The sequence below is a fragment of the Thauera sp. genome (assembly GCF_034003485.1).
GTDB lineage: Bacteria > Pseudomonadota > Gammaproteobacteria > Burkholderiales > Rhodocyclaceae > Thauera.
Genome location: NZ_JAVEYL010000019.1, coordinates 25548 through 51929, shown reverse-complemented (window position 1 = coordinate 51929; position 26382 = coordinate 25548). Strand labels below are relative to the sequence as shown.

Here is a 26382-nt window from a genome sequence, read left to right as displayed (position 1 = left end):
TCATCCTTCCCCGCTCTGCCACGCGCCAAAGACGGCGATCCGGGTAGCCGCAAGGTATCATCTGCAGACATTTTGAAACAAACTCCCGAATAGCTCCGCAGTTGACCTGCACCCACGAGGCTCATTCATGCTCGCCCAGACTTTCCGGTGCACGCGGCTGGCACGACGCACGACCGCAATCCTGCTTGCGAGCCTCGCCCTCGCGTTGTGCGGGAGCGCCGCCCTGGCGCAGGATTTCGTCTATGTCGTCCGCGCGGGTGACAATCCCTGGAACCTCACCCAGCGCTACCTGAAGAGCATCGATTACTGGCCGCGCATCCAGGATTACAACCAGATCATCGACGCGCAGGCCATCCAGCCCGGGACCGTGCTGCGCATTCCGGTCGCCTGGATGCGGGGCGAGCGCACGCGCGCGCGCATCGTCGATGTTCGCGGCGAGGTCGAGCAGCAGGTCGGCGAGCACGTGGCGCCGCTGGTCACTGGCATGCAGGTCGAAGCGGGCGCGGTGATCCGCAGCGGCGACGACAGCAGCCTGACGCTCGAATTTCCCGATGGCAGCCGCAGCCTGGTCGGCGCCAACACCGAGCTCGCCCTGCGCGAGATCAGGCGCCTGAAGGCCTCCGGCGCGCAGCAACTGGACGTCGAACTACGCCGCGGGCACCTCGAGAACACGGTGCGCCCGGTCGGCCGTGGCGGCGGGCGCTATCTCATCCACACGCCGGCCGCGGTCGCCGCGGTGCGCGGCACCGACTTCCGCGCCACCGCCGCGGGCGACGGGCTGCGCGCCGAAACGATCAAGGGCGAGGTCGCCCTGCACAACCGACGCGGCACCACCCGCCTTCCGGCCGGCACCGGCAGCCATGTCACGCCCGGCAAGGCGCCGGAAGCCTCCTCCCGCCTGCTGCCGGCACCCAGGCTCGACAAGCTGCCCGAGCGCATCGACCGTGTGCCTTTCCGTGTCCCGATCGAGCCCGTCGCAGGCGCGGTGCACTATCGCAGCCAGATCGCCGGTGACGCCGGCTTCACCGCGCTCGACTCGGATCGAACCGCCACCGAGCCCGCCATCCTGGGCAGGGACGGCCTCGCCGACGGCAGCTACCGCCTGCGCGTGCGCGCCATTGACGGGCGTGGGCTCGAAGGCCTGGATGGCGAACGCGAGATCGTCATCGATGCCCGGCCCGAGCCGCCCTTTCCGAGTGCGCCAGGCGGATTTGCCACCGAAGAACGGGTGCGCTTCGAATGGGCACGCAGCCCCGAGGCCACCGGCTACCACTTCCAGCTTGCCGCCGATGCGGACTTCGAACGCATCCTGCTGACGCGCGACGATCTACAGGAAGCACAACTGACCCTCGAAGACGAGCTGCCGAGCGGCAACTACTGGTGGCGGGTCGGCCTGAGCACCGCAGCCGAGGGCCGTGGCCCCTACTCCGACATCCAGCGTTTCCGCCGTCCGCCCCCGGGCCCCGCTGCCGAGCCGCCGCAGGTCGATGGCGACGTCCTGCAACTGCGCTGGCGCGCCACCGACGGCGCGGTGCGCTATGAGGTCCAGCTCGGGCGCAGCGGCGACTTCGCTGCGCCCGAGCATACCCTCGAGACCACCACCGCCGAGCTCGCCATGCCCAGGCCGGAGGGCGGCACCTGGCATGTGCGCATCCGCAGCCAGGAGGCCGGCAGCCCGCCCGGCCCCTGGAGCAAGCCCCAGCAGATCGAGGTTCCACAGTCGCACTGGCGCGCCGTGCTGATCCTGCTTCCGCTGCTGCTCGCACTATGACGCCGTCCGCCCCGCGCTCGGCAGTCGGTACGCGCGGCGGCTGGCTGGTCGCGGCGCTGACTACCGCCCTCCTCACGCTGACCGACTGGTCCCCGGTCGAGCGCCTCGACCTCGTCGCCTACGACACCATCGAACCGATGTTCCGGGCCGAGGCCCTGGCGCCCGCCTCGATGGTGGTGGCGATCGACGAGGCCACGCTCTCCGCACTCGGACGTTGGCCGTGGAACCGCTCGGTGCATGCTGCCCTGATCGAGCACCTGAGCGCTGCCGGGGTGGCGAGCATCGGCCTGTCGATCCTGTTCCCGGAGCCTGCGCCCGGCGACGCCGAGTTCGCACGTGCGCTGGCGGACTCACGGCGGATCGTCCTGCCGATCGCGCCGCGCGCGGGCGGCGCGATCGACGGCGGGATCGCCGAACTCCTGCCGGTACCGCAACTGGCCTCGAAGGCCGCAGCACTCGGACATGTCGACGTCGAGCTCGACGCCGATGGCCTCGCGCGCCGCACCTTCACCCGTGCCGGCAGCAGCAGCGCACGCTGGGATGCACTTGCGCTCGCCACCCTCAAGATCGCCAGCGGCGAGCCGCCGGCTGCCGTCAGTGGCGCCGACGCCAGACTCGACGCCGGCCGCAGCGGCTGGCTGCACCGGGTGAGCCAGCGCACGCCATGGGTGCGCGAGGGCGAACTGCTGCTGCCCTACCCCGACGCCGGAACGGCCCCGCGCGTGATCTCCTACTTCGCGCTCCTCGACCAACCCGAGCGTGCGCGTCAGCTCGCGGGCCAGACCGTGTTCATCGGGGCGACCGCGGGGGGCGTCGACGGCGGGCTGGCGACGCCGGCCTCGCCGCAGGGGCAACGGATGCCGGCGGTCGAGTTTCATGCGCGTGCCTTCGAGGCGCTACGCAGCGGACTGGCCTACGGCACCGCCAGCCCGAACACCACGCTCGTGCTGAGCCTGCTCTTTCTGATCCTACCGGCCTGGCTGCTCGGGCGGATGCCGCTACGCAGCGCGGTCGCCACCGGCGGCCTGGTGGTCGTCCCGCCGCTTGCCAGCGGGTTCGCGCTCAATGCCCTGCAGCTTTGGGTGCCGCCGAGCGCGGCGGTGCTCGGCTTCCTGCTCGGCTACGTGCTGTGGTTTGCCCAGTACATCGGGCGCACACGCGGCGCGCTGATCCACGCCCGCCACGATGCCGACGCGACGCTGCGCTCGATCACCGACGCGGTCATCACGATCGACAACAACACGCGGGTGACGATGATCAATCCGGTGGCCGAGCGCTTCACCGGTCTGGGTCAGGGCGAGGCCGAGGGACAACTGATCGGTGATCTGTTGAAGTCGTACACCGACCTGACCGCGGGCGCGCTCGGCACCGTGCTCGCCTCGCTGAAGCATCGCCAGGGGATCCGGCTGCCGGATCCGATTCCATGGCACAGCCCGGATGGCCGCAACTACGCCCTGCGCCTGACCGCGACCCCGGTCGGCACGAGCCGGGAAGGCGGCGAAGGCGCCGTCGTCGTGCTCCACGACGTCACCGAGACGCTGGCCATCACCGCCCGCCTGCAGCACGAAGCCACGCACGACCTGCTCACCGGCCTGCCCAACCGCGCGCTGATGCTCGACCGCCTGCACCAGGCGCTCGCCAACGCCCGGCGCCGCGGCACCCTGGTGGCGCTGCTGTTCGTGGACCTCGACCGCTTCAAGCGCATCAACGACAGCCTCGGCCATTACGTGGGCGACCGCGTGCTGCAGGTCGTGGCCGAGCGCCTGCAGGCCTCGGTGCGCACCGGCGACACCGTGGCGCGCTGGGGCGGCGACGAGTTCATCATCCTGATGGACAACCTGCACGACGAATCAGCAGTGGCCGCGGTGGCCCGCAAACTGCTCGACCTGCTCGAGCGCGAAGTCCAGGCCGAAGGCGGCACCGACCTGGTGCTGTCATGCAGCATCGGCATCAGCGTGGGTCCGCAGGACAGCGCCGATGCCGGGACCCTGCTGTCGATGGCCGACAAAGCGATGTATCAGGGCAAGATCGAAGGCGGCGCCAGCTACACCTTCTATGCGCCCGAGATGAACACCTGGTCGCGCGACCGCCTGAGCATGGAAGCCGCACTGCACCACGGGCTGGCCGACGGCGAGTTCGAGCTCTTCTACCAGCCCCAGATCGACATCACCAGCGGCCGCCTGGCCGGCCTGGAGGCGCTGATCCGCTGGCATCGCCCAGGCAGCGGACTGGTCCGACCCGATGTCTTCATCGGCGCGGCCGAGGAGACCGGCATCATCCGCAACATCGGCGAATGGGCGATCCGCGAGGCGACCGCGCAGGCGGCGCGCTGGCGCGGAGAGGGTCTGAATCCGGTGCCGCTCGCGGTGAATGTCTCGGCCCGCCAGTGCTCCGACATGGGCATCGTCGACACGATCCGCGACGCGCTCGCCTGCAGCGGCCTGGATCCGCGCATGCTCAAGGTGGAACTCACCGAATCGACGGCAATGCGCGATCCCGAGCGCGCGGCGGAATTGCTGCACCGCATCGACGCGCTCGGCGTGGGCATCGCGGTGGACGACTTCGGGACGGGCTACTCGTCCCTATCACTGCTCAAGCGCTTTCCGATCTCCGAACTCAAGATCGACAAGAGCTTCGTCGGCGACATCGCGGGCGATAACGACGACGCGGCGATCGTGCGCGGGACGATCGCCCTGGCGCACGGGCTCGGCATGATGGTGGTCGCCGAGGGCGTCGAGACCGAATCGCAGCTCGGCTTTCTTGCCAGGCACGGCTGCAACCTTGCCCAGGGCTACCTCTTCGCCCAACCCTTGCCCGCCAGCGAGATTCGCGGCTGGCTCGTGCAGCCACCTCCGCATGCCGCACGTGCGGTACGCAACTCGCACGCCCGGTACTGAAAACATCCCCGGCCAGTCACCCTGGCCGACGCCTTGCGCACCGCCGCCAAAACAAAGCCCCGCCGCGCTCGAAGCGCCGCGGGGCCAAATGCCCGAGCCGAAGAGAGGGGAGCGGGCCCGAGCGGGGGATGGACGCGGGACTCGACTCAGGGATGCCCGGACTTGCCCGCCTTGATGTCGTGATACCACTGCTCGTGGTGCTCGCGCGCCCAGGTCTCGTCGACATAGCCGGTCTTCATCGCCTCGTAGGCGCCCTCGGCGCCCAGCGTCCCCATGTAGATGTGGCCGAAAGCCAGCGCCAGCATCAGGATCGAGCCGATCGCATGCACGATGTTCGCGGTCTGCATGTCAGAGCGCGTCCACTCGCCCAGGTTCGGGAAGTCCATGATCAGGCCGGAGATCGCCACGGTCAGACCGAGGAACGTGACCCCGAACCAGAACCAGGTCTTCTCGCCGAAGTTGAACCGCCCCGAAGGCACGTGGCCGCCGTCGAGCAGGCCACCGGCACGCCGGATCCACATCGCGTCGATCGGCCGCCAGACGTTGTCGCGCAGGAAGGTGAGGAACATCAGCACCACGAAGATCCCGAACAGCGGACCCACGTAGTTGTGCACCAGCTTGCCGGCATTGAGCAGCAGACCGAGCCCACCGTGGCCGATCAGCGGCAACAGCACGTGCTTGCCGAACAGGATCGCCAGCCCGGTGACCGCGAGCAACAGAAAGCTGATCGCCGTACCCCAGTGCACGAAACGCTCGAAGCCCGAGAAGCGCTTCATCGTGCGCCCGGTCCTTGCGCCGTGCAGCTTCATCGTGCCCTTGATCAGCCAGAACAGCAGGATCGCCGACGGCACCAGAATCAGCAGCCAGCCACCGTAAAGCGTGATCGGGCCGTTGCGCACCTGGCGCCAGGTGTTGCCTTCGCTCTGGATCAGCACGCCGGCTTCGGGGCTGCGCGCGGTGGTGAAGTGTTCCTCACCCGAGCGCACTGCCCGCCATACCGGCGCGTTGTTGAGCGGACGTTCGACCTGGCGTTCGGCCTGGTCAGCCGCGGTACTGCCGTGCTGCGGCTCGGCCGCGTGCAGCGGCAGCGCCGTCACCCACAGCATGAGCGCGAGCAGCAGCACGGCAAGCCAGCCGCCGCGCTGCCCCCGCATCGCGTGTGTCGTCATGACGATCATCTCCTCACTGGATGCGGTTGTACTCGTTCTGGCCGCGGGAGCGCTCCTTGAGCGCCTTCTCCCAGGCCGCGCGGTCGCCCTTGAACGCGCCACCTTCCCAGGGCCGGGTATCGGCCTTGCCGCTGTACTGGCCCTGCTCGTACACCGTGACCTGCGGCACCTCGCTGCAGGCCGACAGGCCCAGCAGCGCGGTGCCGGCAAGGGCCGCGAGCGTGATCGACTTCAGCTTGCCGCTCATGACTGGCCCTCCCGCTTGCGTTCCTGCTTGCGCTCGCCGCCACCGTAGGCAGCATCCCAGCCCCACACCTCGGCGCCGGTGCCGCGACGCAGCACGCGCTCACGGAAGATGTCGGCCACCACATTGGCGTCGCCGGCGATCAGCGCCTTGGTCGAGCACATCTCGGCGCACAGCGGCAGCTTGCCGTCGGCGAGGCGGTTGGAGCCGTACTTCTCGTACTCGGCAGCAGAACCGGTTTCCTCGGGACCGCCCGCACAGAAGGTGCATTTGTCCATCTTGCCGCGTGCCCCGAAGGCCGCCGGGCCATTGGGGAACTGCGGCGCACCGAACGGACAGGCGTAGAAGCAGTAGCCGCAGCCGATGCACTTGTCCTTGTCGTGCAGCACCACCCCGTCTTCGGTCTTGTAGAAGCAGTCGGTCGGGCACACCGCCATGCACGGCGCATCCGAGCAGTGCATGCACGCCACCGAGATCGAGCGCTCGCCCGGCACGCCGTCGTTCATCGTCACCACCCGGCGGCGGTTCACGCCCCAGGGCACCTCGTGCTCGTTCTTGCACGCGGTGACGCAGCCGTTGCATTCGATGCAGCGCTCGGCGTCACAGAGAAATTTCATGCGTCCCATTGTCTTTTCTCCTCGCCCTTACGCCTTGCTCACGCGGCACAGGGTGGTCTTGGTTTCCTGCATCATGGTCACCGAGTCGTAGCCGTAGGTGGTGGCGGTATTGACCGCCTCGCCGCGTACGATCGGAGCCGCACCTTCGGGGTAGAACTTCAGCATGTCCTCGCCCTGCCACCAGCCGGAAAAGTGGAAGGGCAGGAAGACCGTACCCGGGGCCACGCGCTGGGTGACCTGGGCGCGCACCTTGAGCTTCGCCTTGGTGGGCGACTCGACCCAGATGTACTCGCCGTTGCGGAAGCCCGCATCGTTGGCGTCCTTCGGGTTCACCTCGGCGAACATCTCCTGCTGCAGCTCGGCGAGCCAGGGGTTGGAGCGGGTTTCCTCGCCGCCACCCTCGTACTCGACCAGTCGCCCGGAGGTCATGATCAGCGGGTAATCCTTCGAGATGTCCTTCACCTTGTCCTGCATCGACTTGTACAGGGTCGGCAGGCGCCAGAACTTCATCTTGTCGTCGTGCGTCGGGTACTTTGCGACCATGTCCGGGCGCGGCGAGTAGATCGGCTCACGGTGCTGCGGGATCGGGTCGGGGAAGTTCCACACCACCGCGCGCGCCTTGGCATTGCCGAAGGGATGGCAGCCGTGGTTCTTCATGACCACGCGCTGGATGCCGCCGGAGACGTCGGTCTTCCAGTTCTTGCCCTCGGCCGCGGCCTTCTCGGCCTCGGTCAGCTCGTCCCACCAGCCCAATTTCTTGAGCAGCACGTGGTCGAATTCGGGATAGCCCATCTGCAGGTCGGCCCCCTTGGAGGCCGAGCCCTCGGCGGCAAGCAGCGACACGCCGTCCTTCTCGACGCCGAAGTTGGCGCGGAAGTTGCCCCCGCCGTCCATGACGTGCTTGGAGGTGTCGTAGAGGTTGGGCGTGCCCGGGTGCTTCATCTCGGGCGTGCCGAAGCACGGCCACGGCAGGCCGAAGTAATCGCCGTCGCAGGGGCCGCCGACCGCCTTCAGCGTCTTCACGTCGAAGGTGTGCATGTTCTTCATGTGCAGCTTCAGGCGCTCGGGCGACTGGCCGGTGTAGCCGATGGTCCAGGTGCCGCGGTTGATCTCGCGCAGCACGTCCTCGATGTTCGGCTCGTCCCAGCCCTGGGCATCCTTGTCGAGCTTGATGTTCTTCACGAACTCATCGGCCCAGCCGAACTTCTTCGCGAACGCGTACATGATGGTGTGGTCGGGCTTGGACTCGAACAGCGGCTCGATGACCTTCTCGCGCCACTGCAGCGAGCGGTTCGACGCGGTGGCCGAGCCGGTGGTCTCGAACTGGGTGCAGGCGGGCAGCAGATACACGCCGTCCTTTCGCACCATCGCCGCCATCGACGCGGTGGCCGACGGGTAGGGGTCGATCACCACGAGGGTGTCGAGCGCCTTCATCGCCTCGACCATCTCGGCGCCACGCGTCTGCGAGTTGGGCGCGTGACCCCAGTACACCACGGCGCGCAGGTTGCCGGCGGGCTGGTCGATGAGGTCCTTGTTCTCGAGCACGCCGTCGATCCAGCGCGACACCGTGATGCCGGACTTCTCCATCAGCGCCTGCGAGGCGTAGCGGCCCTTGACCCACTCGTAATCCACGCCCCACACGCCACACCAGTGCTTCCACGAGCCCGCCGCCAGGCCGTAGTAACCGGGCAGCGAGTCGGGGTTGGGGCCGACGTCGGTCGCGCCCTGCACGTTGTCGTGGCCGCGGAAGATGTTGGCGCCGCCGCCCGACTTGCCGATGTTGCCGAGCGCGAGCTGCAGGATGCAGGACGCACGCACCATCGCGTTGCCGATCGAGTGCTGGGTCTGGCCCATGCACCAGACGATGGTGCTCGGGCGGTTCTCGGCCATGGTGCGCGCGGCCAGCAGCATCTGGTCCTCGGGCACGCCGCAGGCCTCTTCCACCTGGTCCGGCGTCCACTTGGCGAGCACTTCCTCGCGGATCTTGTCCATGCCGAAGACGCGGTCATCGATGTACTGCTTGTCTTCCCAGCCGTTCTGGAAGATGTGGTAAAGCAGGCCGAACAGGAAGGGCACGTCGGTGCCGGAGCGGATGCGGATGTACTGGTGGGCCTTGGCCGCAGTGCGCGTGAAGCGCGGATCCACCACGATCATCTTCGCGCCGTTTTCCTTGGCGTGCAGGATGTGGAGCAGCGACACCGGATGCGCCTCGGCTGCATTCGAGCCGATGAACAGCATCGCCTTGGCGTTCTGCATGTCATTGTAGGAGTTCGTCATCGCGCCGTAACCCCAGGTATTCGCCACGCCCGCCACGGTGGTGGAGTGGCAGATGCGCGCCTGGTGATCGGTGTTGTTGGTGCCCCAGAACGAGACGAACTTGCGCAGCAGGTAGGCCTGCTCGTTGTTGTGCTTGCTCGATCCGATGAAGTAGGCGGCATCGGGGCCGGACTCCTCGCGGATCTTCAGCAGGCGGTCACCAACCTCGTCGAGCGCCTGTTCCCAAGAGATCTTCTGGTACTTGCCGTCGACCAGCTTCATCGGGTACTTCAGGCGGTATTCGCCGTGTCCGTGCTCGCGCAGGGCCGCGCCCTTGGCGCAGTGCGCGCCGAGGTTGATCGGCGAGTCGAACACCGGCTCCTGGTGCACCCACACCCCGTTGCGCACCACAGCGTCGGCAGCACAGCCCACCGAGCAGTGGGTACAGATGGTGCGGCGGATCTCGGCCTTGCCTTCGGCACGCGCGGCGCCGGCAGGCGTAGCGGCATCGGCGGCGCCGATGAAGTTGTACGGCAGTTGGGTGGCGAGCGCGCCGGCCCCCACGCCCAGACCCGATCGCTTCAGGAACGCGCGGCGGTCCATGGTCTGGCCGAGCTGGCGCGCCGAAGCGCCACGCAGGCGACGCGCGCTGGTGGCGGCGGTCGCGGATTTCTTGGTCAACATCCTCGCGTCCTCCTCAGATCCGCGTCGTGCGGTAGTAATTGCGCATGTGCTCGCTCACGCCCTGGTCCGCGACCTCGCGGCGTGCGTGCTCGACCACCTCGGCGGTGACGGGCGACGCCTGGGCGGCGGTTGCCGCCAGCGCGGCGGCGCTCGCCGCCCCGCCCGCACCGATCGCGGCCAGGAAATTGCGGCGTGACAGCTTGGTGTTCTCGTCCTTCATCCTCGCTCTCCCCTCATTCGCAGCGCAGGCCCTCGCCCGCCCCGCATCGTTTCGATGACGGCCGCGCTCAATGCGCTTCCGCCTCCATCATGTCGAACGCCTGGCGCTCGATATCCATGAAAGCCGCCAGCAGGGCGGCGACCTTCGCGTAGAAATCCGCCTTCGGCACCGCCCCCAGCGCGCCGGCAAACTGCGCGTACCAGGGCGCGATGTGGCGCCCGAAGAAGCGCTGCTGACGTGCCAGTCCGGCATCGTCCGGCCCGGTCAGCACCAGGTGGCGCATGACCTCGGCGAGCGCGGCGATGTGGTCCTCGGTCTCGGTGACGCCCGGGCGGCGGCCCAGCCCGAGCGCGGCGAGGTCGTCGCGCAGTTCGGCGAGCGGCTCTTCCTGCAGGAAGCCGGTGAGGTACCAGGAGGCGTTGGTCATCACCTCGGGCTTGCCGACGCTGACGAACAAGGCGTCGAACTCGTCGGCCACGGTCGTCAGCGGCATCGCCTGCGCCGCCGCGCCGAGCGCCGCCCAGGCGCGCGGCAGATCGCCCTCGCTGCCGCCGAGCGTTTGCCCGACCTGCGCAAGCACGCCCAACAGCGCGGCGTCGGGCGTGGCATGGAACAGGCGGGCGATCAGCGCGTAGTGTTCGGCGCGCGCGCGATCCTCGTCCGACCAGGTCGGCTGGGGCTGGATTGAAATTGCTTCGCTCATTCGGTGAGGTCCCAGGCCTTCACGGCCGGTTCGGTCTTCATCATGTCGATCACCCGGCAGTCGGCACACATGCGCAGGCGCGCGCGCTCGGCCTCGCCGGCGAACATCGAGTGGCCGGACAGGCGGGCGATCATGGATTCGATCAACGGCGCGGCGCCCATGGCCTTGCCACAGGCGGTGCAGTGGAAGATGTCGGCCTCGCGCAAGGTGCGCGCCTTGCGTGCGCCATCGGTACCGTACTCACCGGGCAGCAGGCGGGGCTCGAGCGTGATCGCGGACTCGGGACAGGAGACTTCGCACAGCCCGCACTGCAGGCAGTTCTTCTCGACGAACTCGAGCCGGTAAGCGTCGCTGGCCGCGCGTAGCGCGCCGGCCGGACAGGCGCCGGTACAGGACATGCAGAGCGTGCAGGCGTCCGAGGCCAGCACCTGGCCGAAGGGCGCGCCGGCCTTGAGCGCGATCGCGGCCGGCAGGCCGGCCGCTGTGGTCGCGGCCGGCGCATGCGCGACCAGATGGCGTAGCGCGAAGTCGAGCGTCTCGCGCTTCTTCGGCAGCAACTGGAAGCGCGCCGGCTCGGCGACGCCAACCGCGGGCCCCCAGTCGTGGAACGCAGCCTCGAGCGTTCGCCAGTCGTCGGCATCGGCCTCGACCACGCGCAGATGCTCGCCACCGTAGCCGAGCGCGGAAAGGATCGTCTGACCATGACCCGCCTGCGCCTTGAGCGGCGCGGCGTCGTGGCTGGCGGCGGCGAGCACCACCACCTGACAGGCGCCGAGCGCGAGGCTGCCGAGCATCAGGTCCAGCCCGACCGCATCCGCGCTCCACACCTCGACCGGGATCACCCGCGCAGGCAGCCCACGGCCACGGCGCGCGAGGCGGCCGATCGCGGCCGTGCCAGCTTCGGCGGAATGGAACAGCAGGCAGGCATCCTCGCCGCCGGCGCGCGCGTATTCGGCGAGCAGCGTCTTCACGCGCTGACCGAGTTCGGGCACACGCGGATACTGGAAGGACAGCGCACCCGAGGGGCACACCGTGCTGCAGGTGCCGCAGCCCTTGCACAGATAGGGATCGACCGCGATCACGTCGCCATTCGAGCGGATCGCTTCGGTGGAACAGGCCTCGATGCAGTTGGTGCAGCCAGTCTTCTTCGCCCGGCTGTGCGCGCATAGTCCAGCCTCGAAAGCAACATAGCGCGGCTTCTCGAACTCGCCGACGAATTCGCCCAGCGCCTGCACCGCGAGCGCCTGCTCGAAGGGGTCGCGACCCGGGGCGACGTAGCCGTCGGGCAGCTCGATGCGCCTGAGCAAGGGTTCTGCGGACAGATCCAGCACCAGGTCGAAGCGCTCGCTGCGGGCCACATCCTGGCGCGCAAAGTCGATCGCGCCGATCTCGCCACAGGCGGCGACACAGGCGCGGTGGCCGCGACAGGCGTCCAGGTCAACCTGGAGGTCGAAGCCGATCGCGCCTTCGGGACAGGCTTTGACGCAGGCATTGCAGCGCACGCACAGGTCGAGGTCGATCGGGTTGTGCTGCTGCCACTGCAACTCGAACGCGCCCAGATGACCGCTCAGCCTGACCGCCCTGCCCGACCACACCGGATACGCATTCACTGCCGGCAGTTCGGCATCGGCAGCGCGCGCGGTGATCAGCACCGCCGGCTCGAAGCTGCCGGCGAGGCGCCCCGCCCAGCCCAGCGCCGCACCGGCCTCGCCCATGATCAAAAGGCTGCGCCCGGCGCTCATCTGCACCGCTGGCACCGGCTCGGGATCGGCCAGTGTGGTCGCGGCGGCGATCAGCGCGGCGAGTTTGGGCGTTGCCGCGGCGGATTCGGCCGACCACCCTGCGCTCTCGCGCAGATTGAAGAAGCGGATGCGCTCGCCGGCACCCTGCGCCTCGGCGAGTTCGCCGAACAGCGCGGTCTCCTGCGTGCATGCGACATGCACCTCGCCGCCCAGGGCGAGCGCGGCCTCGAGCGCAGGCAGCTCGGCGCCGCACAGGGCGTGATGACAGGCCGCCGGCGCCAGTCGTGCGGCGTCGAGCACGAAGCTGCGGTTGCAATCGCAAAGGTGAACGCGAGCGGCGTCAGCGGTGGGGAGCGGCTTATGACTGTCGGACATGTTTCGTTCCATTAATCCCTCAAACAAAGCAGTTCATGGGCCAGGCAAGCCGGCAACCAGATCCGCCACAATCATCAAAACGCCGCCTTTTTCCAGGCGCCGCGAGGTCACACGGACAATTTGTCGCTCACGGTGCTTTTTGTCCTGACTCGATCGCCTCCTGCGCAACGCCAGGGATGGCGATCGGTACGGCTTCATCACCAATCTCAGCCGAGGCGCCTTGCGACGCCTCCGCTTGCGACGCATCCCTTTCCGCTTCCGCCTGCCCGGCAGGCGAGTCGTCCTTCGCCGCCGCGGCCTCTGCCGCCTCCAACGCCTCCGCCTCCGCCTCCGCCTCGTTCGCCATCAGCCACTCACGGGCATGCTTGAGCTTGGCCATGGCCTCGGGCGGGATCGGGTCGGGCAGCGAGTAGTCGTCGATATAGATATCCAGACCGTCCATGCGGTTGAAGTGGGGGTCGGCGAACAACTTGTGCAGCGCCTGGCGGCGCAAGGTGTCGCTCACCTCATCCTTCAGGAAGGCGGTGAAATCCGAAGCGAGCGTCAGCCCTTCGACGGGTGGCAGTTGGGCCTCGGCCGCAGACGTCGCCGCCTCGGCACCCGTTGCCGCCGCTGACGCGGGCCCCGCACCCGCGGGGCGCAGAGTGTCCTGCCCGCCTGGCTCCGGCGCAGCCGCCGACGGCACACCGGGCACAGGCGCGTCGGCAAGCAGCGCCTTGCCGGCGGACGCCAGCTTGCGTCGTGACCAGCGGTTCAGGAAGCCGCCGCTCATGCGCGCCTCCGGTCCAGCCCGAGCGGGTCGTTGCGTTTCACTTTTTTCTTCGGCTCGGGCTTGTAGTGCGTGTTGACGAAGTCGCCCACCCAGTCGGCGATCTCGCGCGGCATGGCCACACCGTCGACCTGCTCGCCCGAATCCAGCCAGCGCGCCGCTTCGCCGTAGCTCACCGACACCGCCGCCAGCCGCGGCAGCTCGTCCTCCATGCGCCACATCACGAACACCTTGGGGATGGGGGCAGTGACGTTGGCAAAGTAGTTCTCGGCCTCGTCGCGGAAAAGCTCGAGGGCGAAGCCCCCCATGCGCCACTGGCTACGCGCGTCCTCATCGACGATGCGGCGCGGCGCCGGATCGGCGTCATCGAAGGCCGGCACCACGCCGACGGCCTCCCAGGCGGCGTCGATCCAGGGGTTGTCGAGGCGGCGGCGCTCCATGACTACTGCAATCGGAAAACTGTTCATCGTCCAGCACCAGTGGGGAAGGGAACCATGTCCTTTACAGCATACGTGCCCGTACGTCAGCGCGCGACTGCGGAAACCCCCAGCCGAGGGTCGAGCGCGAGGGCAGTGGCTTGGGGCTACAATCGGTCGCTTTCGCATCAGTCGATCCTTCGCGATGACCGCCTCCCACCGCCCCCTGCTGAGCCAGGCCAGCCGCGCGCTGACCGTCGAGATCCCCGCCCTGAATGAACGTGGCGAGACGGTGCCAACCTCGATTGCCGGCGAGCACCCCCTCACGCTCTACGTCGACAAGCGCGAGATCGTCACCCTGATGACGCTCGGCGCCGCGCCCGAGGCGCTCACCATCGGCTGGCTGCGCAACCAGCGCCTGGTCAATAGCCTGGGCGAGATCGCATCGGTGCAGGTGGACTGGGAAGTCGATGCGGTGTCGGTGACCACGCGCAACGGCCTGCGCGACGCCGACGAGAAACTCGGCAGCCGCACCGTCACCACCGGCTGCGGCCAGGGCACGGTGTTCGGCGGACTGATGGACGAGATCGACCAGATCCACCTGCCGCAGGACCGCCTGCTCAAGCAATCGACGCTTTATGCGCTGATGGACGCGGTGCGCCATCACGAGTCCATCTACAAGCAGGCCGGTGCGGTGCATGGTTGCGCGCTCGCGCAGGCCACGCCCGGTGGCTGCGAGATCCTGATGTTCTTCGAGGACGTCGGCCGCCACAACGCAGTGGACGCGATTGCCGGGCAGATGTGGCTCGATGGGCAGGACGGCGCCGACAAGATCTTCTACACCACCGGCCGGCTGACCTCGGAGATGGTGATCAAGACCGCGCAGATGGGCATTCCCTTCCTGGTGTCGCGCTCGGGTCTGACCCACATGGGCTGGCAGATCGCGCACAAGATCGGCCTGACCATGGTCGGACGCGCCCAGGGCAAGCACTACTTGCTGTTTTCCGGTGACGACCGCTTCGAGCGCGACTGAACCGTACAAGCCACCACAAGACATGAACGCACACACCTCACCCCGCCCCGCCGCGCACCACATCACCGGCGTGCTGCTCGCCGGCGGCCAGGGCAGCCGCATGGGCGGCGTCGACAAAGGCCTGGTCGAGCTCGCCGGCCGGCCGATGGCCGCGCACGCGCTGGCGCGCCTCGCCCCTCAGGTCGACGAACTGATCATCAACGCCAACCAGAACCTCGAGGCCTGGCAGGCCTTCGGCTACCCGGTGTTCGGCGACGACATCGGCGGTTTCGCCGGTCCGCTCGCCGGGCTGCATGCAGCGCTCACGCGCGCACGCCATCCGCTGGTCGTCACTGCGCCCTGCGATTCACCCTTCCTGCCCGCCGACCTGGTCGAGCGCCTGGCCACCGCGCTGCACGCCGCAGGCGCCCAGCTTGCCGTCGCCAGGACCTTCAAGCAGGCGCACCCGGTGTTCTGCCTGTGTCGGCGCGACGTCGCCGAGCATCTCGGCGCCTTCCTTGCCGGCGGCGGCCGCAAGATCGACCGCTGGTACGGCACGCTGAAGGTGGTGGAAGTGAGCTTCGACGACGAGGAAGCGGCCTTTCGCAACATCAACACCCGCGACGAACTCGCCGACGCCGCGAAGGATCTGCCACGCGCGAGCCATGGCTGAGATTCGCGCCAGCGGCGGACCGGCCGCGCCACGCGAAGCTCAGGTGGCCGATACGCCCGCCTGCCTGACCGCGCGCGAGGCCGCCGCCTTCCTGCACCTGAACGAGAAGAAGCTCTACGAGCTCGCCAACAGCCGCGACATCCCGGCCGCGCGCGTTGGCGGCAAGTGGCTGTTTCCGCGCGCGCTGCTCGAGGAATGGCTGCTCGAGCAGGCGCATGGCGGCGCGCTCACCGACCGCCTGCTGATCACCGGCAGCGACGACCCGCTGCTGGCGGCAACCACCGCGGCGCTCGCCGGCGAGCTCGGCGCCGAGGGCCTGGTCGCCTACAGTCCCACCGGCACGCTCACCGGCCTGGAGCTGCTCGCGCGCCGCCGCGCCAATGTGTGCGCACTACACTGGGGCGGCGTCGAGCACAGCGCCCAGCAGCACGCCCTGTTGCTGCGCCGCTTCGGCCCCAGCCGGCACTGGGCGCTGGTGCGCCTGACGCTGCGCGAGCAGGGCGTGATCCTGCGCCGCGGGCTGGCGGTGGATGGCATCGAGACGCTCGCCGCCTTCGACTACCGCTGGGCGATGCGCCAGGCCGGCGCCGGCTCGCGCCACTTCCTCGAATCCGCGCTCGCCAGTCGCGGCTTTTCGGCTGCCGACTGCAGCGTGGTGGCCGAGGCGCGCAGCGAACGCGAAGCCGCCGCGCTGGTCGCGCGCGAGGACGCCGACTGCGCGCCGGGCGCGCGGGCTGCGGCGGTCGAATTCGGCCTCGGCTTTCTGTCCTTGGGCTGGGAGGCGTTTGACCTTGCGCTACCGCGCGAGATCCTGTTTCGCCGCCTGTTCCAGGACCTGCTCGCCGCCCATGGCGATCTGCGTTCGCAGACGCTCGCCCGGCGCCTGGGCGGCTATGACCTCGCCCCGCTCGGCCGCGTGCTCGGCCTTGACTGATCAGGCTTCACTCGACGGCCTTCGCCGCACTCCTGCTTTCCCGCCCCGCCTGAAGCTCGAGATGGGCGGCGATGAAGTCGGCAACCTGCACCGGATCGTTGATGTCGAGCTGTGGCAGGGGCGTCGCGAGCGCAGCATCGGTGGCGATGGCGACGATATGTGGGTCGTCCGGATGCAGCAGCGGCTCGGTGACCGCCGCGCGATGGACCTCGACCTTGGGAATCTGCGCGCGCTTGAAGCCCTCGACCAGCACCAGGTCGCAGGGGCCGAGGTGGGCGAGCAGTTCGTCGAGCGTGGCCTCGGGCGCGCCGCGCAGCTCGCGCGTCAGCGACCAGCGCTGGGCGGAGCTCACCATCACCTCGCGGCACCCAGCCTGGCGGTGGCGCCAGGAGTCCTTGCCGGCGTGGTCGATGTCGAAGCTGTGGTGCGCGTGCTTGACCAGCGACACCACCAGCCCGCGCGCGCTGAGCACCCCGATCACCTGTTCCACCAGCGTCGTCTTGCCACTGCCGGACCAGCCGGCAAAACCCATCACTTTCATGTCGCGTTCGTTTCCCGTGATTCACGGCCGCGCTCGGTCGCGCCGCCGTCGTTGCGGTAGTCAGGCTCGGCCAGCAGGCTGACCGTGAAGGCAGCGCCCTGGCCCGGCGCGCTGTCGACCTCGATGCGCCCGCCGTAGCGCTCCACCAGGGTATGGCTGATCGACAGCCCCAGCCCGGTGCCCTGCCGTTTCTTGGTGGTGAAGAAGGGGTCGAAGACGCGCGCCATGTCCTCGGCGCGGATCCCGGCCCCGGTGTCGCGCACCACGATGCGTACGCCGCGCGCGTCGGAGTGCGGATCACGATCGCTCGTCTCCAGCGTCAGCGTGCCGCCTTCGGGCATGGCCTGCACGGCGTTGACGATGAGGTTGATCAGCACCTGTTGCAGTTCCTGCAGGTTGATGCGCACACGCCCCTGCGCCGCAAAGCGCTGCACCACCTTCACCTGGCCGCGGGCGAGATGCTGCCGGGTCAGCACCAGGCAGTCGGTCAGCGCCGCGTTCACGTCCACCGCCTCCACATAGCCGGCGAACTCGCCGGGCCGGGCGAACTGCAGGAGCTTGGTGACGATGACGCGGATGCGGTTGACCTGCTCGTGGATCAGGCGGAATTCGTTGGCCACCGGCTGCGCGGCGGGGCCGAGTTCCTCGCGCATGAGGTCGAGATTGCCCTGGATGACCGCGGTCGGGTTGCTGATCTCGTGGGCCACGCCGGCGGTCAGCTCGCCGATGGCGGCGAGCTTCTCGCTCATCACCAGGCGGTGCTGGGCAGCACGCAACTCCGTATTGGCAGCGGCAAGATCAGCCGTGCGCTCAGCCACCTTGCGGTCGAGCGAGGCATTGAGCGCCTGCAGCTCGGCACGCTGCGCGGCCTGGGTATCTAGCAGGCGGTCGAATTCGGCGGCGAGGCGGCCGAGCTCATCGCGACTGTCGACAGGGCCGACGCGCGCCTGCGCCGCACCCGCATCGATCGCGTCGATGGTGGCGTGCATGCGCTCGATCGGCCGGAAGATCCCGCGCGCCCAGTGCAGGGTCAGCAGCACGCCGGCGACGCTGATCAGCAGCGAGATGGCGCCGACAATGAGGAAAGCCGTGCGCTTGGCTGCGCGGAACGGCGCTTCCAGAAAGCCGACGTAAAGCATGCCGACGCGCTCGCCGCGGCTGTCGAGCACCGGTTCGTAGCCCGACACATACCAGTCGTTGACCACGAACGCCGTCTCCAGCCAGGTCCGGCCCGCACCCAGCACATCGGCGCGCACCTCGGCCGAGGCCCGCGTGCCGAGCGCGCGCGCGCCCTCGAACAGGCGCACATTGGTGGCGATTCGGGTGTCGTCGAGGAAGAGCGTCGCGGTGCCGACGCTGCCCGCGGGGAGCGAGCCTTCGCGGTAGACGATGCCGTTGATGGTGTCGACGAAGTCGAGGTTGCCGTTGAGCAGCATCCCGCCCTCGAGCACCCCGATCAGGTTGCTGTGCGCATCGAACACCGGCGCCGCGGCATGGATGACCAGACCCCGTTCTTCTGCGCTGCGCGGATCGGGCAGCGCACGCTCGGTGGCGACCAGCGGCAGGCGCGCCTTCTCGCGCAGCGCTGGCGAAATGGCCTCGAGTGCATCCGGCCCGAAGCGCTCGATCGCACTGCCGCCGCCGGCGCGCAGCGCACGATCCACCATCGGCCAGTCGCCGCGCAAGGTGCCGGCGGCGATGCCGGTCGAGGACTGCAGCACCCGACCTTCGAGGTCGAGCAGGTTCAGGAAGTCCAGCCCGAGTTGCGCCTGGCGCGCGCCAAGCAGGGCCACCAGGGGCTCGCGCCCGGTCGCCGACGCGGGCGCCTCCGCGTCGATCGCCAGCGCCAGCGCGTGCGAACTCCCGAGGCCGCGCACGCCGCTGCCCACGCCTTCGATCATGCGCTCGAGGTAGCCGTGTGCCGTGGCCAGGTCGCTGCCTACCCGCGACGACATCAGGCGCTGGTAGTAGCTCTCCCCCCACCAGCCGAGCAGGCCCATGATGATCGGGAAGCCGAGCATCAGCGGCGCCAGCACCAGGCACAGCAGCTTGGCCCGCACCGAACGGCGCAGGCGCTCGGCCACGCTTGCGGGCATCGGCGTCAGCACGCACAGACCTGCGGCTGGGGGCGTCGGATGCGCCCCCGGATATGCGCGGCCATGCCGCTTACGCCCGCCGCCCGAGGCGCGCGGCGTCCGTCGCCTGCGTGGCAGCCCAGTCGGCGAACTTGCGCTCGAGGGTCTTGCGCGCCACCCCCAGCCGGCGCGCGGCCTCGGTCTTGTTGCCCGCACAGTCGTCCACCACACGCTCGATGTGGCGACGCTCGACCTCGGCGAGGGTCAGCGCGAGCTCGCCGGCCGCGGGCACCTCATCCGGGGCAGGCGCCCCCGACGGTGCGCTCGGGAAGCAGCCGAGGATCATCGAACGCTCGACGTAGTTGCGCAGCTCGCGCACGTTGCCCGGCCACCGATACGCGGCAAGGCGGCTCACCACCTCGTGCGACAACGACAGCGGCGCCACGCCCAGTTGCACCGAGAGTTGCTGCATGAAGTGGCGCATCAGGTCCGGGATGTCCTCGCTGCGGGCACGCAACGGCGGCAGGGGGAGATCGACCACCGCCAGGCGGTAATACAGATCCTCGCGGAAGCGCCCCGCCTTGACCTCGCCGGCGAGGTTGCGGTTGGTGGCGGCGATGATACGCACATCCACCGGCACCTCGCGCTCGGAGCCGACCGGGCGCAGCTTGCGCTCCTCCAGCACGCGCAGCAGCCGCGTCTGCAACGCCAGCGGCAGCTCGCTGATTTCATCGAGGAACAAGGTGCCGCCATGGGCGTAGTAGAACAGGCCGTTGCGGCTCTCGCTGGCGCCGGTGAAGGCGCCCTTCACATGGCCGAAGAGCTCGCTCTCGATCAGCTCGGAAGCGATCGCCGCACAGTTGACCGGCACGAACGGGCGCTGCGCGCGCGGGCTGGTCTGGTGCAGCGCGCGTGCGACGACCTCCTTGCCGGTGCCCGACTCACCCTGCAGCAGCACCGTGCTCGGCATCTGCCCGACCCGACGCACCATCGCACGCAGTTGCTCGATCGCAACCGAGTGCCCGACCAGGCCGATCGGATCCGCCGCCAGGCCGGCGAGTTCGCGACGCAGCACGAAGTTCTCGCGCGTGAGCCGTGCGCGCTCGAAGCAGCGCTTGATGGAGTTGAGGATCTGGTCGACGCGGAAGGGCTTGAGGATGAAGTCCGACGCGCCGCCGCGCAGCGCGTCGATCGCGGTCTCCATGTCGGCGAAGGCGGTGACCAGGATCACGTCGCCGGTGTAGCCGTGCTCGCGCAGCTCGTGCAGCCATTCGATGCCGGACTTGCCCGGCAGCGCGATGTCGAGGATCAGCAGGTCGAAATGCAGCCGCGCCATCAGCGCCGCGGCATGCTCGGCATCGGCCGCCGACTGCACCATCCCGCAACGGCGGGCGAGCGTGCGCTCGAGGAAGTTGCGCATGCCCTCCTCGTCGTCCACCACCAGCACCGAATGTGCCTGCCAGTTGTACTCGGCAAGATCCACCGTCCGCGCACCGGCCGAAGGCCCCGCCTGTTCGGCGGAAACCGTTCGTTCCCGGACACCGGCGGCGGGGCCCGCCCCCTCTGCAAGCTCATCCAGCATCGCCTCGCCTCCCGTTCCCGCTTTCCGCATCGTCACCCTGTCCGCGCGCCTGGCCTCAGAACGGCTTCAGCACGACCAGGAACACGACGATGAAGAGCACCACGACCGGAATCTCGTTGAAGTAGCGGTACCACACATGGCTGCGCGTGTTGCGGCCGGCGGCGAAGTCACGCATGAGCTTGCCGCAGTAGAGGTGATAACCGATCAGGCCGATCACGAGCAGCGTCTTCGCATGCAACCAGCCACCGGCGAAACCGTAGCCGAACCATAGCCACAGGCCGAGCGCCACGGCGAGGATGCCGAGCGGGGTCATGAAGCGGTAGAGCTTCATCTCCATCATCGCCAGGCGATCGCGCGTGGCGGCGTCCTCGACCATGGCGTGATTCACGAACAGGCGGGGCAGGTAGAACAGGCCGGCAAACCAGCTGGTGACGAAGATGATGTGAAGGGCCTTGAGGGACAGCATGCAGGAACGTGCTCCAGGGTTGATGTGAACAAATTGGCGTTTGACGCGGAAAGCAGCCGGGCTCAGGCCGCGGTGGCCGCGGCCAGGCCATCCGCGACCGTCGGATAGCGCAAGCGCACGCGCAGTTCCCGCTTCAGCCGGCGATTGTCGAGGCGGCGCGACTCGCCCATGAAGGACAGCGTCAGCGGCGACAAGCGGGTGGCGATCTCGGCACGGCCCAGACGAGGCGGCCGCGGCAGCGCGAAGGCGTCGGCCACGGCGTCGAAGTAGTCGCCCATCTTCATGCCGGAGTCGTCGCTGGCGTTGTAGGCGCGCCCGGCCTGGGCGCGGAACAGCGCCAGGCAGGCGATGCGGGCGAGGTCCTCGGCGTGGATGTGATTGGTGTGCACATCCTCTTCCGCCATCAGCACCGGATCGCCACGCTGCAGGCGCTCGAGCGGCAGGCGGTCGGCGGCGTAGATTCCAGGTGCCCGCAAAAGGGCGACGCGCACGCCGGTGCGCCGGCAGAAGCCGCGCAAGCGACGTTCGGCATCGACCCGACGCTGGCCGCGTGCGGTTTGCGCATTGCATGGCCGGGTTTCATCCACGCCGGCCCCGGCGCAGTCGCCGTAAACCCCTGTCGTGCTTATGTATACCAAGCCCTGTGGTAGACTTTTGCGGCTTCCCAGTGCAGCCAGCAGGTGTTGTGTGCGGAGGTCGCCACGCCCGCTCGAGGGCGGTGGTGCAAAGTGCAGGACGGCATCGGCGAGGCCAGCGAGACGCTGCAGGCTGCGCCGGTCGTCGAGGTCGCCCACAATCGGAATCGCCCCGGCCGCCCGCAACGCAGACGCGCCCTCGGGCTGACGCACGAGGGCGAACACGCGAAACCGGCGCGTCAGCCACGGAAGGGTGCGGAGCGCGACGTCGCCACTGCCCACGATCAGGATTCGTTTCATCTTTTCATTATCTCACGCACCATGACCCATCGGATTTCGCTACGCCCGGGCGACCATCACTTCGAGGCCGCCGACGACCAGACCGTGCTCGAGGCCGCGCTCGCGGCGGGCCTGCTGCTGCCGCACAGCTGCCGCGACGGCGCCTGTGGCGCGTGCAAGGGCAAGGTGCTGGAGGGCGTGGTGGAACAGGGCCGCCATTCCGACGGCGCGCTGACCGAGGCCGAGCGTGCCGAGGGCTACGCGTTGTTCTGCTGCGCGAAACCCCTGAGCGACCTGGTCGTACAGGCGCGCAACGTCACCCGCGCCGACGACATCCCGGTCAAGAGGCTGCCCTCGCGCGTGCAGAAGCTGCAGCGCCTGGCCGACGACGTCATGCTCATCGACCTCAAGCTACCCGCGAGCGAGAACTTCCAGTTCCGCGCCGGCCAGTACATCGACATCCTGCTCGCCGACGGCCAGCGCCGCAGCTTCTCGATCGCCAACGCGCCACACGACGGCGGCCACCTCGAGCTGCACGTGCGCCGCATCGACGGCGGACGCTTCACCGCGCATGTGTTCGAGGCCATGAAGGAGAAGGAGATCCTGCGCTTCGAGGGCCCGCACGGCAGCTTCTGGCTGCGCGAGGACTCCACGCGCCCGATCGTCATGGTCGCCGGCGGCACCGGTTTCGCGCCGATCAAGGGGATCATCGAGCACGCCATCCACATCGGCCTGACCCGGCCGATCACGCTGTACTGGGGCTCGCGCACCCGCGGCGGGCTGTACATGGACGAGCTCGCGCGCTCATGGCAAACCGCGCTGCCCGGTCTGCGCTACGTGCCGGTGCTGTCGGACGAGGTGTGGGACGGCCGCCAGGGCCTGGTGCACCAGGCGGTGCTGGATGACTTCGCCGACCTTTGCGCACACGAGGTCTACGTCTGCGGCGCGCCGGCGATGGTGGATGCCGCACGCGGCAGCTTCTGTACCCGCCGCGGCCTGCCCGAAGACGCCTTCTTCGCCGACGCCTTCACCTTCGCCCAGCCGTCGAACTGACCCCGGAGCGCTCGATGAGCCAGACCACCCTGCTGACCCGCGAGCCGGTCGTCAACAAGAACCGCGCGATCACCGCCAACCGCATCATCGCCCACGGTCCGAGCATCGCTTCGGTCGCAGAAGCGCTCGCCAGCCAGGCCGACGTATGGCCGACGCATCACCCGGTGTTCGTCAGCCTGGGCCGTCTGGTGCCGACGCCCGAGTTGATGAACTGGGCGATCCCGGACAACGCCGCAATCGAGATTCCGGCGCAGACCCTGGCTCACCCGCAGACGCAGGCGCTGATGGCGCAACTGCGCGATGCGGGCGTCGGCATGTGCCTGACCTGGTTCCAGCCCGGGATCGCGCTGCCTGCCGGTTACGACTGGCGCTTCGTGCTGATCGATGCGCGCCGCTGCCCGGCGCCGACTGGCTCGCCGGGATTGAGCCTGGCCTGGGGCCTGCCCGACATCGGCGGCTTCCGCGACGCAGTGGGCGCAGGCTTCGACGGCGCCTCGGGCTGGTTCTTCCTGCACGGCAATTTGCCGGCCAGGACGCTCTCGCCCGGGCACGCGCAGATCGTCCGCCTGCTCAACCTGGTGCGTAACAACGGCGAGATCCGTGACATCGAGGCGGTGCTCAAGCAGGACGTGGCGCTGTCATACAAGCTGCTGCGCTACATCAACTCCGCCGGCTTCGGACTGATGTGCGAGATCCAGTCCTTCCGCCACGCAGTCAGCATCCTGGGTTACGACGCGCTCAACAAGTGGCTGTCGTTGCTGCTGGTCACCGCCAGCCGCGACCCGAGCGCGCCTGCGCTGATGCAGACCGCGATTGCGCGCGGCCGCTTCATGGAAGAGATCGGCGCCAGCTACTTCGAGGCCAGCGAGCGCGACAACCTCTTCATCACCGGCGCCTTCTCACTGCTGCACACCCTGCTCGGCACCTCGATGCAGACCCTGCTCGAGGAGATGAACCTGCCGGCCAACGTCAGCGAGGCGCTGCTTTACGGCCAGGGCGAATTCGCGCCTTTCCTGCGCCTGGCGCAGTCCTGCGAGCAGTTCGACGTCAAGGCCCTCGCCGCCACCACCACCGAGTTGCACCTGCCCTTCGAGCAGGTTAACCGTGCCCAGCTCGTCGGCCTTGGCTTCGCCGATAGCCTGCACGCCTGAAGCCACCCTGCAGCGACACCCGATCTGACGGTGCGGCAGGGTCAGGTGCCGAGCTTTTGCTCACAGCTGCCACACCCGTCACAGTGTGGACCGGAACGCGCAGCTAGAATCCAGCGGTCAACACCCTTCGCGCCCTGACCGCATGCTGCCAGCCACCTTCAGCGCCTTTGAACTCCAGCCCTTGCCGGATGGTGCATCCACCATCCTGCGTCTGCTGGCGGCGCAAGCGCCGAACTGGCCCGAGATCGCACTCGTCGGTGCGCGCGACCCGGCGCTCAGCCTCGCGCTGCTGGTGGCCGACCCGCTGGGGCCCGGCGAGCTCCAGGAGGGGCTCAATACCGTGCTGCGCCGCCGCCTCGAGCGTATCGGTTCCGATCTGCTGCGCGCCTGGCTGCTCGGCCTCGGCCATGTGGGCGAGGAGGGCGACGAAGCGGCGGAAACGGCCTTGCTGCGCGCCGAGTGTGCGCTCCATCTGGCCATCGAAACCGGCTATCCGCGCCCCGACGAAGCCTATCTCGCAGGCCTGTGGCGCGGCCTGACCCGCTCTACCGGCTGGAAGCGCGCCGCGCGGCCGCCGGCGACCGATCTCGTGGCCGCCTGCGGGCTACCGCCCAGCCTCGCCGATGCGCTGGAAACCAGCGGCCTGCTGGACGAAAAGCTGGTGGGCGCCCATCCCCTGCTCGCGCTGGTCGAAGGCGCAGATCGACTGACCGCCCCCGACTGGCCGGATCAGGCCGAGACAGTCGCCCGCCTGAGCGGACTTGAAACGACGAGCGTACTGAGCCTGCGCACCGACGTCGCCTACATCGTGTCGGGCCACGCCGCCTTTCCGGCGGCACCCGCATCGGCCGCAGCACCGGCGCGGCCCTCGCTACGCCTGGCCGAGGACCCCTACCGCTGCGCCGGGATGCTCGGCCTGCTCACCGCCGCCTTCGTCGACCTGGATGGCGCCGCGATCCGCGAACGCCTTGCCATCGCTGGACCGCTTTTCGGCCTGCACACGCCGCCAATCCTGCTCGGCAGCGGCGAGGACGGCCGCCTGCAACAGATGCTCGCCCCCGAACCCGGCAGCGTCGCCAACCTCATTACCGAGTTGCAGCTGCGCGTCGATGACGAGTCGAGCTGCATCGCACTCAGCACGCGCAGCGAACATCCGACCTCCTTCTTTCTCGACGACAGCGGCCCCGGACGCAGCCTTGCCGATTGGCAGATCGCGCGCTGGCTGGGGCGCGCCGGCTTCCACGTCCTGCCGCTGGCGTCCGGCCAGGAAGGCGTGGTGGCACTGATCGGCGCCACGTCGGCGCAGCCGCTAGACAGCGAACTGCGCTGGCGCTACGCCGCGCTGCTCGGCGCCGCTGCACGCGCCCTGCGCAGCTACAACCGCCAGCGCAACGAGGTCGCCGCACGCGAGGCCATGCTGCAGCAACGCTTCCGCGACCATGTGCGCAAGATCGTGCACGAGGCCACCAACCCGCTCACCGTGCTTAAGAGCCGCATCGGCATGCTCGCGCAGGAACGCGCCGACGACACGCCGCTGCAGGACGAAATGAGCCTGCTCAACGCGGAGCTCGATCGCATCGACAACCTGCTGCGTGGCGCGGCCGACATGCCCACCGAAGCGAGCGAGACACGCCACTGCCGCGTGCCGGAACTCCTGCTCGACATGCGCACGCTTTATGGTGAGCCACTGTTCGGCAGTCGCGGCATCCAGCTCGAACTGCGTGCAGCACGCGATGTACCGCACGCCGCGATTCCCGCCTCGGCGCTCAAGCAGGTGCTGCTGAACCTGTTCCGCAATGCATCCGAAGCCCTGCAGCCCGGGCAGCGGCTGGTGGTGTCGGTGTTCCCGCTCGTGAACGTCGACGGCTGCAACTGTCTCGAGATCCGCTTCGTCGACAACGGCCCTGGCCTGCCCACCGAGCGCGCCCTCGATCCTCTGTCACCTGGCATGAGCACCAAGGGCAACGGACACCAGGGCCTCGGCCTGAGCGTGGTGCGCGAGATCCTCGCGCAGTGGAATGCCACCTTGCTATGTCGAACCCAAATGGGTACGGGCACGAGCTTCCAGATCTTCGTCCCGCTGGAACAAAGCGCCTGAGTGTTGCATGATGCGACCAA

The 26382-nt window shown here is 68.8% G+C and carries 22 protein-coding genes; 8 read left to right on the top strand and 14 right to left on the bottom strand.

Annotation, left to right across the window (positions count from 1 at the left end):
- The first annotated feature begins 127 nt into the window (after nucleotides 1-127).
- Together RBT54_RS12090 and RBT54_RS12085 are read left to right on the top strand one after the other, a co-directional pair.
- Entirely contained in the window at nucleotides 128-1771 is a 1644-nt protein-coding gene (locus RBT54_RS12090; RefSeq protein WP_320367320.1) for a FecR domain-containing protein, read from the top strand.
- Nucleotides 1768-4668: an EAL domain-containing protein gene (locus RBT54_RS12085; protein ID WP_320367319.1), complete on the top strand. Its 2901-nt coding sequence runs from the start codon at nucleotides 1768-1770 to the stop codon at nucleotides 4666-4668. Before RBT54_RS12090 ends, RBT54_RS12085 begins: the two co-directional genes overlap by 4 nt.
- A gap of 146 nt (nucleotides 4669-4814) precedes the next feature.
- Here the strand turns inward: RBT54_RS12085 and RBT54_RS12080 are convergent, their stop codons facing one another.
- From RBT54_RS12080 to RBT54_RS12040, 9 genes are all read right to left on the bottom strand, one after another.
- A complete protein-coding gene (locus RBT54_RS12080) occupies nucleotides 4815-5837 on the bottom strand; it encodes a formate dehydrogenase subunit gamma (RefSeq protein WP_320367318.1) in 1023 nt (340 codons plus the stop codon).
- 13 nt (nucleotides 5838-5850) lie between these two features.
- On the bottom strand, nucleotides 5851-6084 hold the full coding sequence (locus tag RBT54_RS12075; RefSeq protein ID WP_320367317.1) for a hypothetical protein: 234 nt from the start codon (nucleotides 6082-6084) through the stop codon (nucleotides 5851-5853).
- Nucleotides 6081-6707, bottom strand: a complete 627-nt coding sequence (fdh3B, locus tag RBT54_RS12070; RefSeq protein ID WP_320367316.1) for a formate dehydrogenase FDH3 subunit beta — start codon at nucleotides 6705-6707, stop codon at nucleotides 6081-6083. Before fdh3B ends, RBT54_RS12075 begins: the two co-directional genes overlap by 4 nt.
- 18 nt (nucleotides 6708-6725) lie before the next feature.
- Entirely contained in the window at nucleotides 6726-9638 is a 2913-nt protein-coding gene (locus RBT54_RS12065; protein WP_320367315.1) for a formate dehydrogenase subunit alpha, read from the bottom strand.
- 13 nt (nucleotides 9639-9651) lie between these two features.
- Nucleotides 9652-9858 carry a hypothetical protein gene (locus tag RBT54_RS12060; protein ID WP_320367314.1) on the bottom strand — a complete coding sequence of 69 codons (207 nt, stop codon included), beginning with the start codon at nucleotides 9856-9858 and terminating at the stop codon, nucleotides 9652-9654.
- 67 nt (nucleotides 9859-9925) lie between these two features.
- Nucleotides 9926-10561: a molecular chaperone gene (locus RBT54_RS12055; RefSeq protein WP_320367313.1), complete on the bottom strand. Its 636-nt coding sequence runs from the start codon at nucleotides 10559-10561 to the stop codon at nucleotides 9926-9928.
- A complete protein-coding gene (locus RBT54_RS12050) occupies nucleotides 10558-12678 on the bottom strand; it encodes a 4Fe-4S binding protein (protein ID WP_320367312.1) in 2121 nt (706 codons plus the stop codon). Before RBT54_RS12050 ends, RBT54_RS12055 begins: the two co-directional genes overlap by 4 nt.
- A 127-nt stretch (nucleotides 12679-12805) precedes the next feature.
- A complete protein-coding gene (locus RBT54_RS12045) occupies nucleotides 12806-13450 on the bottom strand; it encodes a DUF3306 domain-containing protein (RefSeq protein ID WP_320367311.1) in 645 nt (214 codons plus the stop codon).
- Nucleotides 13447-13914 carry a DUF3305 domain-containing protein gene (locus tag RBT54_RS12040; protein WP_320367310.1) on the bottom strand — a complete coding sequence of 156 codons (468 nt, stop codon included), beginning with the start codon at nucleotides 13912-13914 and terminating at the stop codon, nucleotides 13447-13449. Before RBT54_RS12040 ends, RBT54_RS12045 begins: the two co-directional genes overlap by 4 nt.
- A gap of 154 nt (nucleotides 13915-14068) precedes the next feature.
- Here RBT54_RS12040 and RBT54_RS12035 point away from each other — a divergent pair, with 154 nt between their 5' ends.
- The 3 genes from RBT54_RS12035 to RBT54_RS12025 are packed head-to-tail and all read left to right on the top strand — an operon-like array spanning nucleotide 14069 to nucleotide 16482.
- Nucleotides 14069-14896 (top strand): formate dehydrogenase accessory sulfurtransferase FdhD, encoded by an 828-nt coding sequence (locus RBT54_RS12035; protein WP_320367309.1) that lies wholly within the window; start codon nucleotides 14069-14071, stop codon nucleotides 14894-14896.
- 22 nt (nucleotides 14897-14918) lie between these two features.
- Nucleotides 14919-15548 carry a molybdenum cofactor guanylyltransferase MobA gene (gene mobA, locus RBT54_RS12030; RefSeq protein ID WP_320367308.1) on the top strand — a complete coding sequence of 210 codons (630 nt, stop codon included), beginning with the start codon at nucleotides 14919-14921 and terminating at the stop codon, nucleotides 15546-15548.
- Nucleotides 15541-16482 carry a helix-turn-helix transcriptional regulator gene (locus RBT54_RS12025; protein WP_320367307.1) on the top strand — a complete coding sequence of 314 codons (942 nt, stop codon included), beginning with the start codon at nucleotides 15541-15543 and terminating at the stop codon, nucleotides 16480-16482. The genes mobA and RBT54_RS12025 overlap by 8 nt, the downstream gene beginning before the upstream one ends.
- A 7-nt stretch (nucleotides 16483-16489) precedes the next feature.
- Here RBT54_RS12025 and mobB read toward each other — a convergent pair whose 3' ends face one another.
- The 5 genes from mobB to RBT54_RS12000 all read right to left on the bottom strand — a co-directional run bounded on the left by mobB (nucleotide 16490) and on the right by RBT54_RS12000 (nucleotide 22081).
- Nucleotides 16490-17023 (bottom strand): molybdopterin-guanine dinucleotide biosynthesis protein B, encoded by a 534-nt coding sequence (gene mobB, locus RBT54_RS12020; RefSeq protein ID WP_320367306.1) that lies wholly within the window; start codon nucleotides 17021-17023, stop codon nucleotides 16490-16492.
- On the bottom strand, nucleotides 17020-19119 hold the full coding sequence (locus tag RBT54_RS12015; protein ID WP_320367305.1) for a cache domain-containing protein: 2100 nt from the start codon (nucleotides 19117-19119) through the stop codon (nucleotides 17020-17022). The genes mobB and RBT54_RS12015 overlap by 4 nt, the downstream gene beginning before the upstream one ends.
- 70 nt (nucleotides 19120-19189) lie before the next feature.
- Nucleotides 19190-20680, bottom strand: a complete 1491-nt coding sequence (locus RBT54_RS12010; RefSeq protein WP_320367304.1) for a sigma-54 dependent transcriptional regulator — start codon at nucleotides 20678-20680, stop codon at nucleotides 19190-19192.
- A 55-nt stretch (nucleotides 20681-20735) separates the two neighbouring features.
- Nucleotides 20736-21146: a CopD family protein gene (locus RBT54_RS12005; RefSeq protein WP_320367303.1), complete on the bottom strand. Its 411-nt coding sequence runs from the start codon at nucleotides 21144-21146 to the stop codon at nucleotides 20736-20738.
- Nucleotides 21147-21208: 62 nt separating this feature from the next.
- A complete protein-coding gene (locus RBT54_RS12000) occupies nucleotides 21209-22081 on the bottom strand; it encodes an NAD-dependent epimerase/dehydratase family protein (protein ID WP_320367302.1) in 873 nt (290 codons plus the stop codon).
- Nucleotides 22082-22102: 21 nt separating this feature from the next.
- On the opposite strand from RBT54_RS12000, the gene RBT54_RS11995 reads away from it, so the two are divergent.
- The 3 genes from RBT54_RS11995 (at nucleotide 22103) to RBT54_RS11985 (ending at nucleotide 26362) form a co-directional block, all read left to right on the top strand.
- A complete protein-coding gene (locus RBT54_RS11995) occupies nucleotides 22103-23113 on the top strand; it encodes a CDP-6-deoxy-delta-3,4-glucoseen reductase (RefSeq protein WP_320367301.1) in 1011 nt (336 codons plus the stop codon).
- 14 nt (nucleotides 23114-23127) lie between these two features.
- Nucleotides 23128-24264: an EAL and HDOD domain-containing protein gene (locus RBT54_RS11990; protein ID WP_320367300.1), complete on the top strand. Its 1137-nt coding sequence runs from the start codon at nucleotides 23128-23130 to the stop codon at nucleotides 24262-24264.
- 142 nt (nucleotides 24265-24406) lie between these two features.
- Nucleotides 24407-26362, top strand: coding sequence for an ATP-binding protein (locus tag RBT54_RS11985; RefSeq protein WP_320367299.1), 1956 nt, complete (start codon nucleotides 24407-24409; stop codon nucleotides 26360-26362).
- Nucleotides 26363-26382 lie beyond the last annotated feature (20 nt).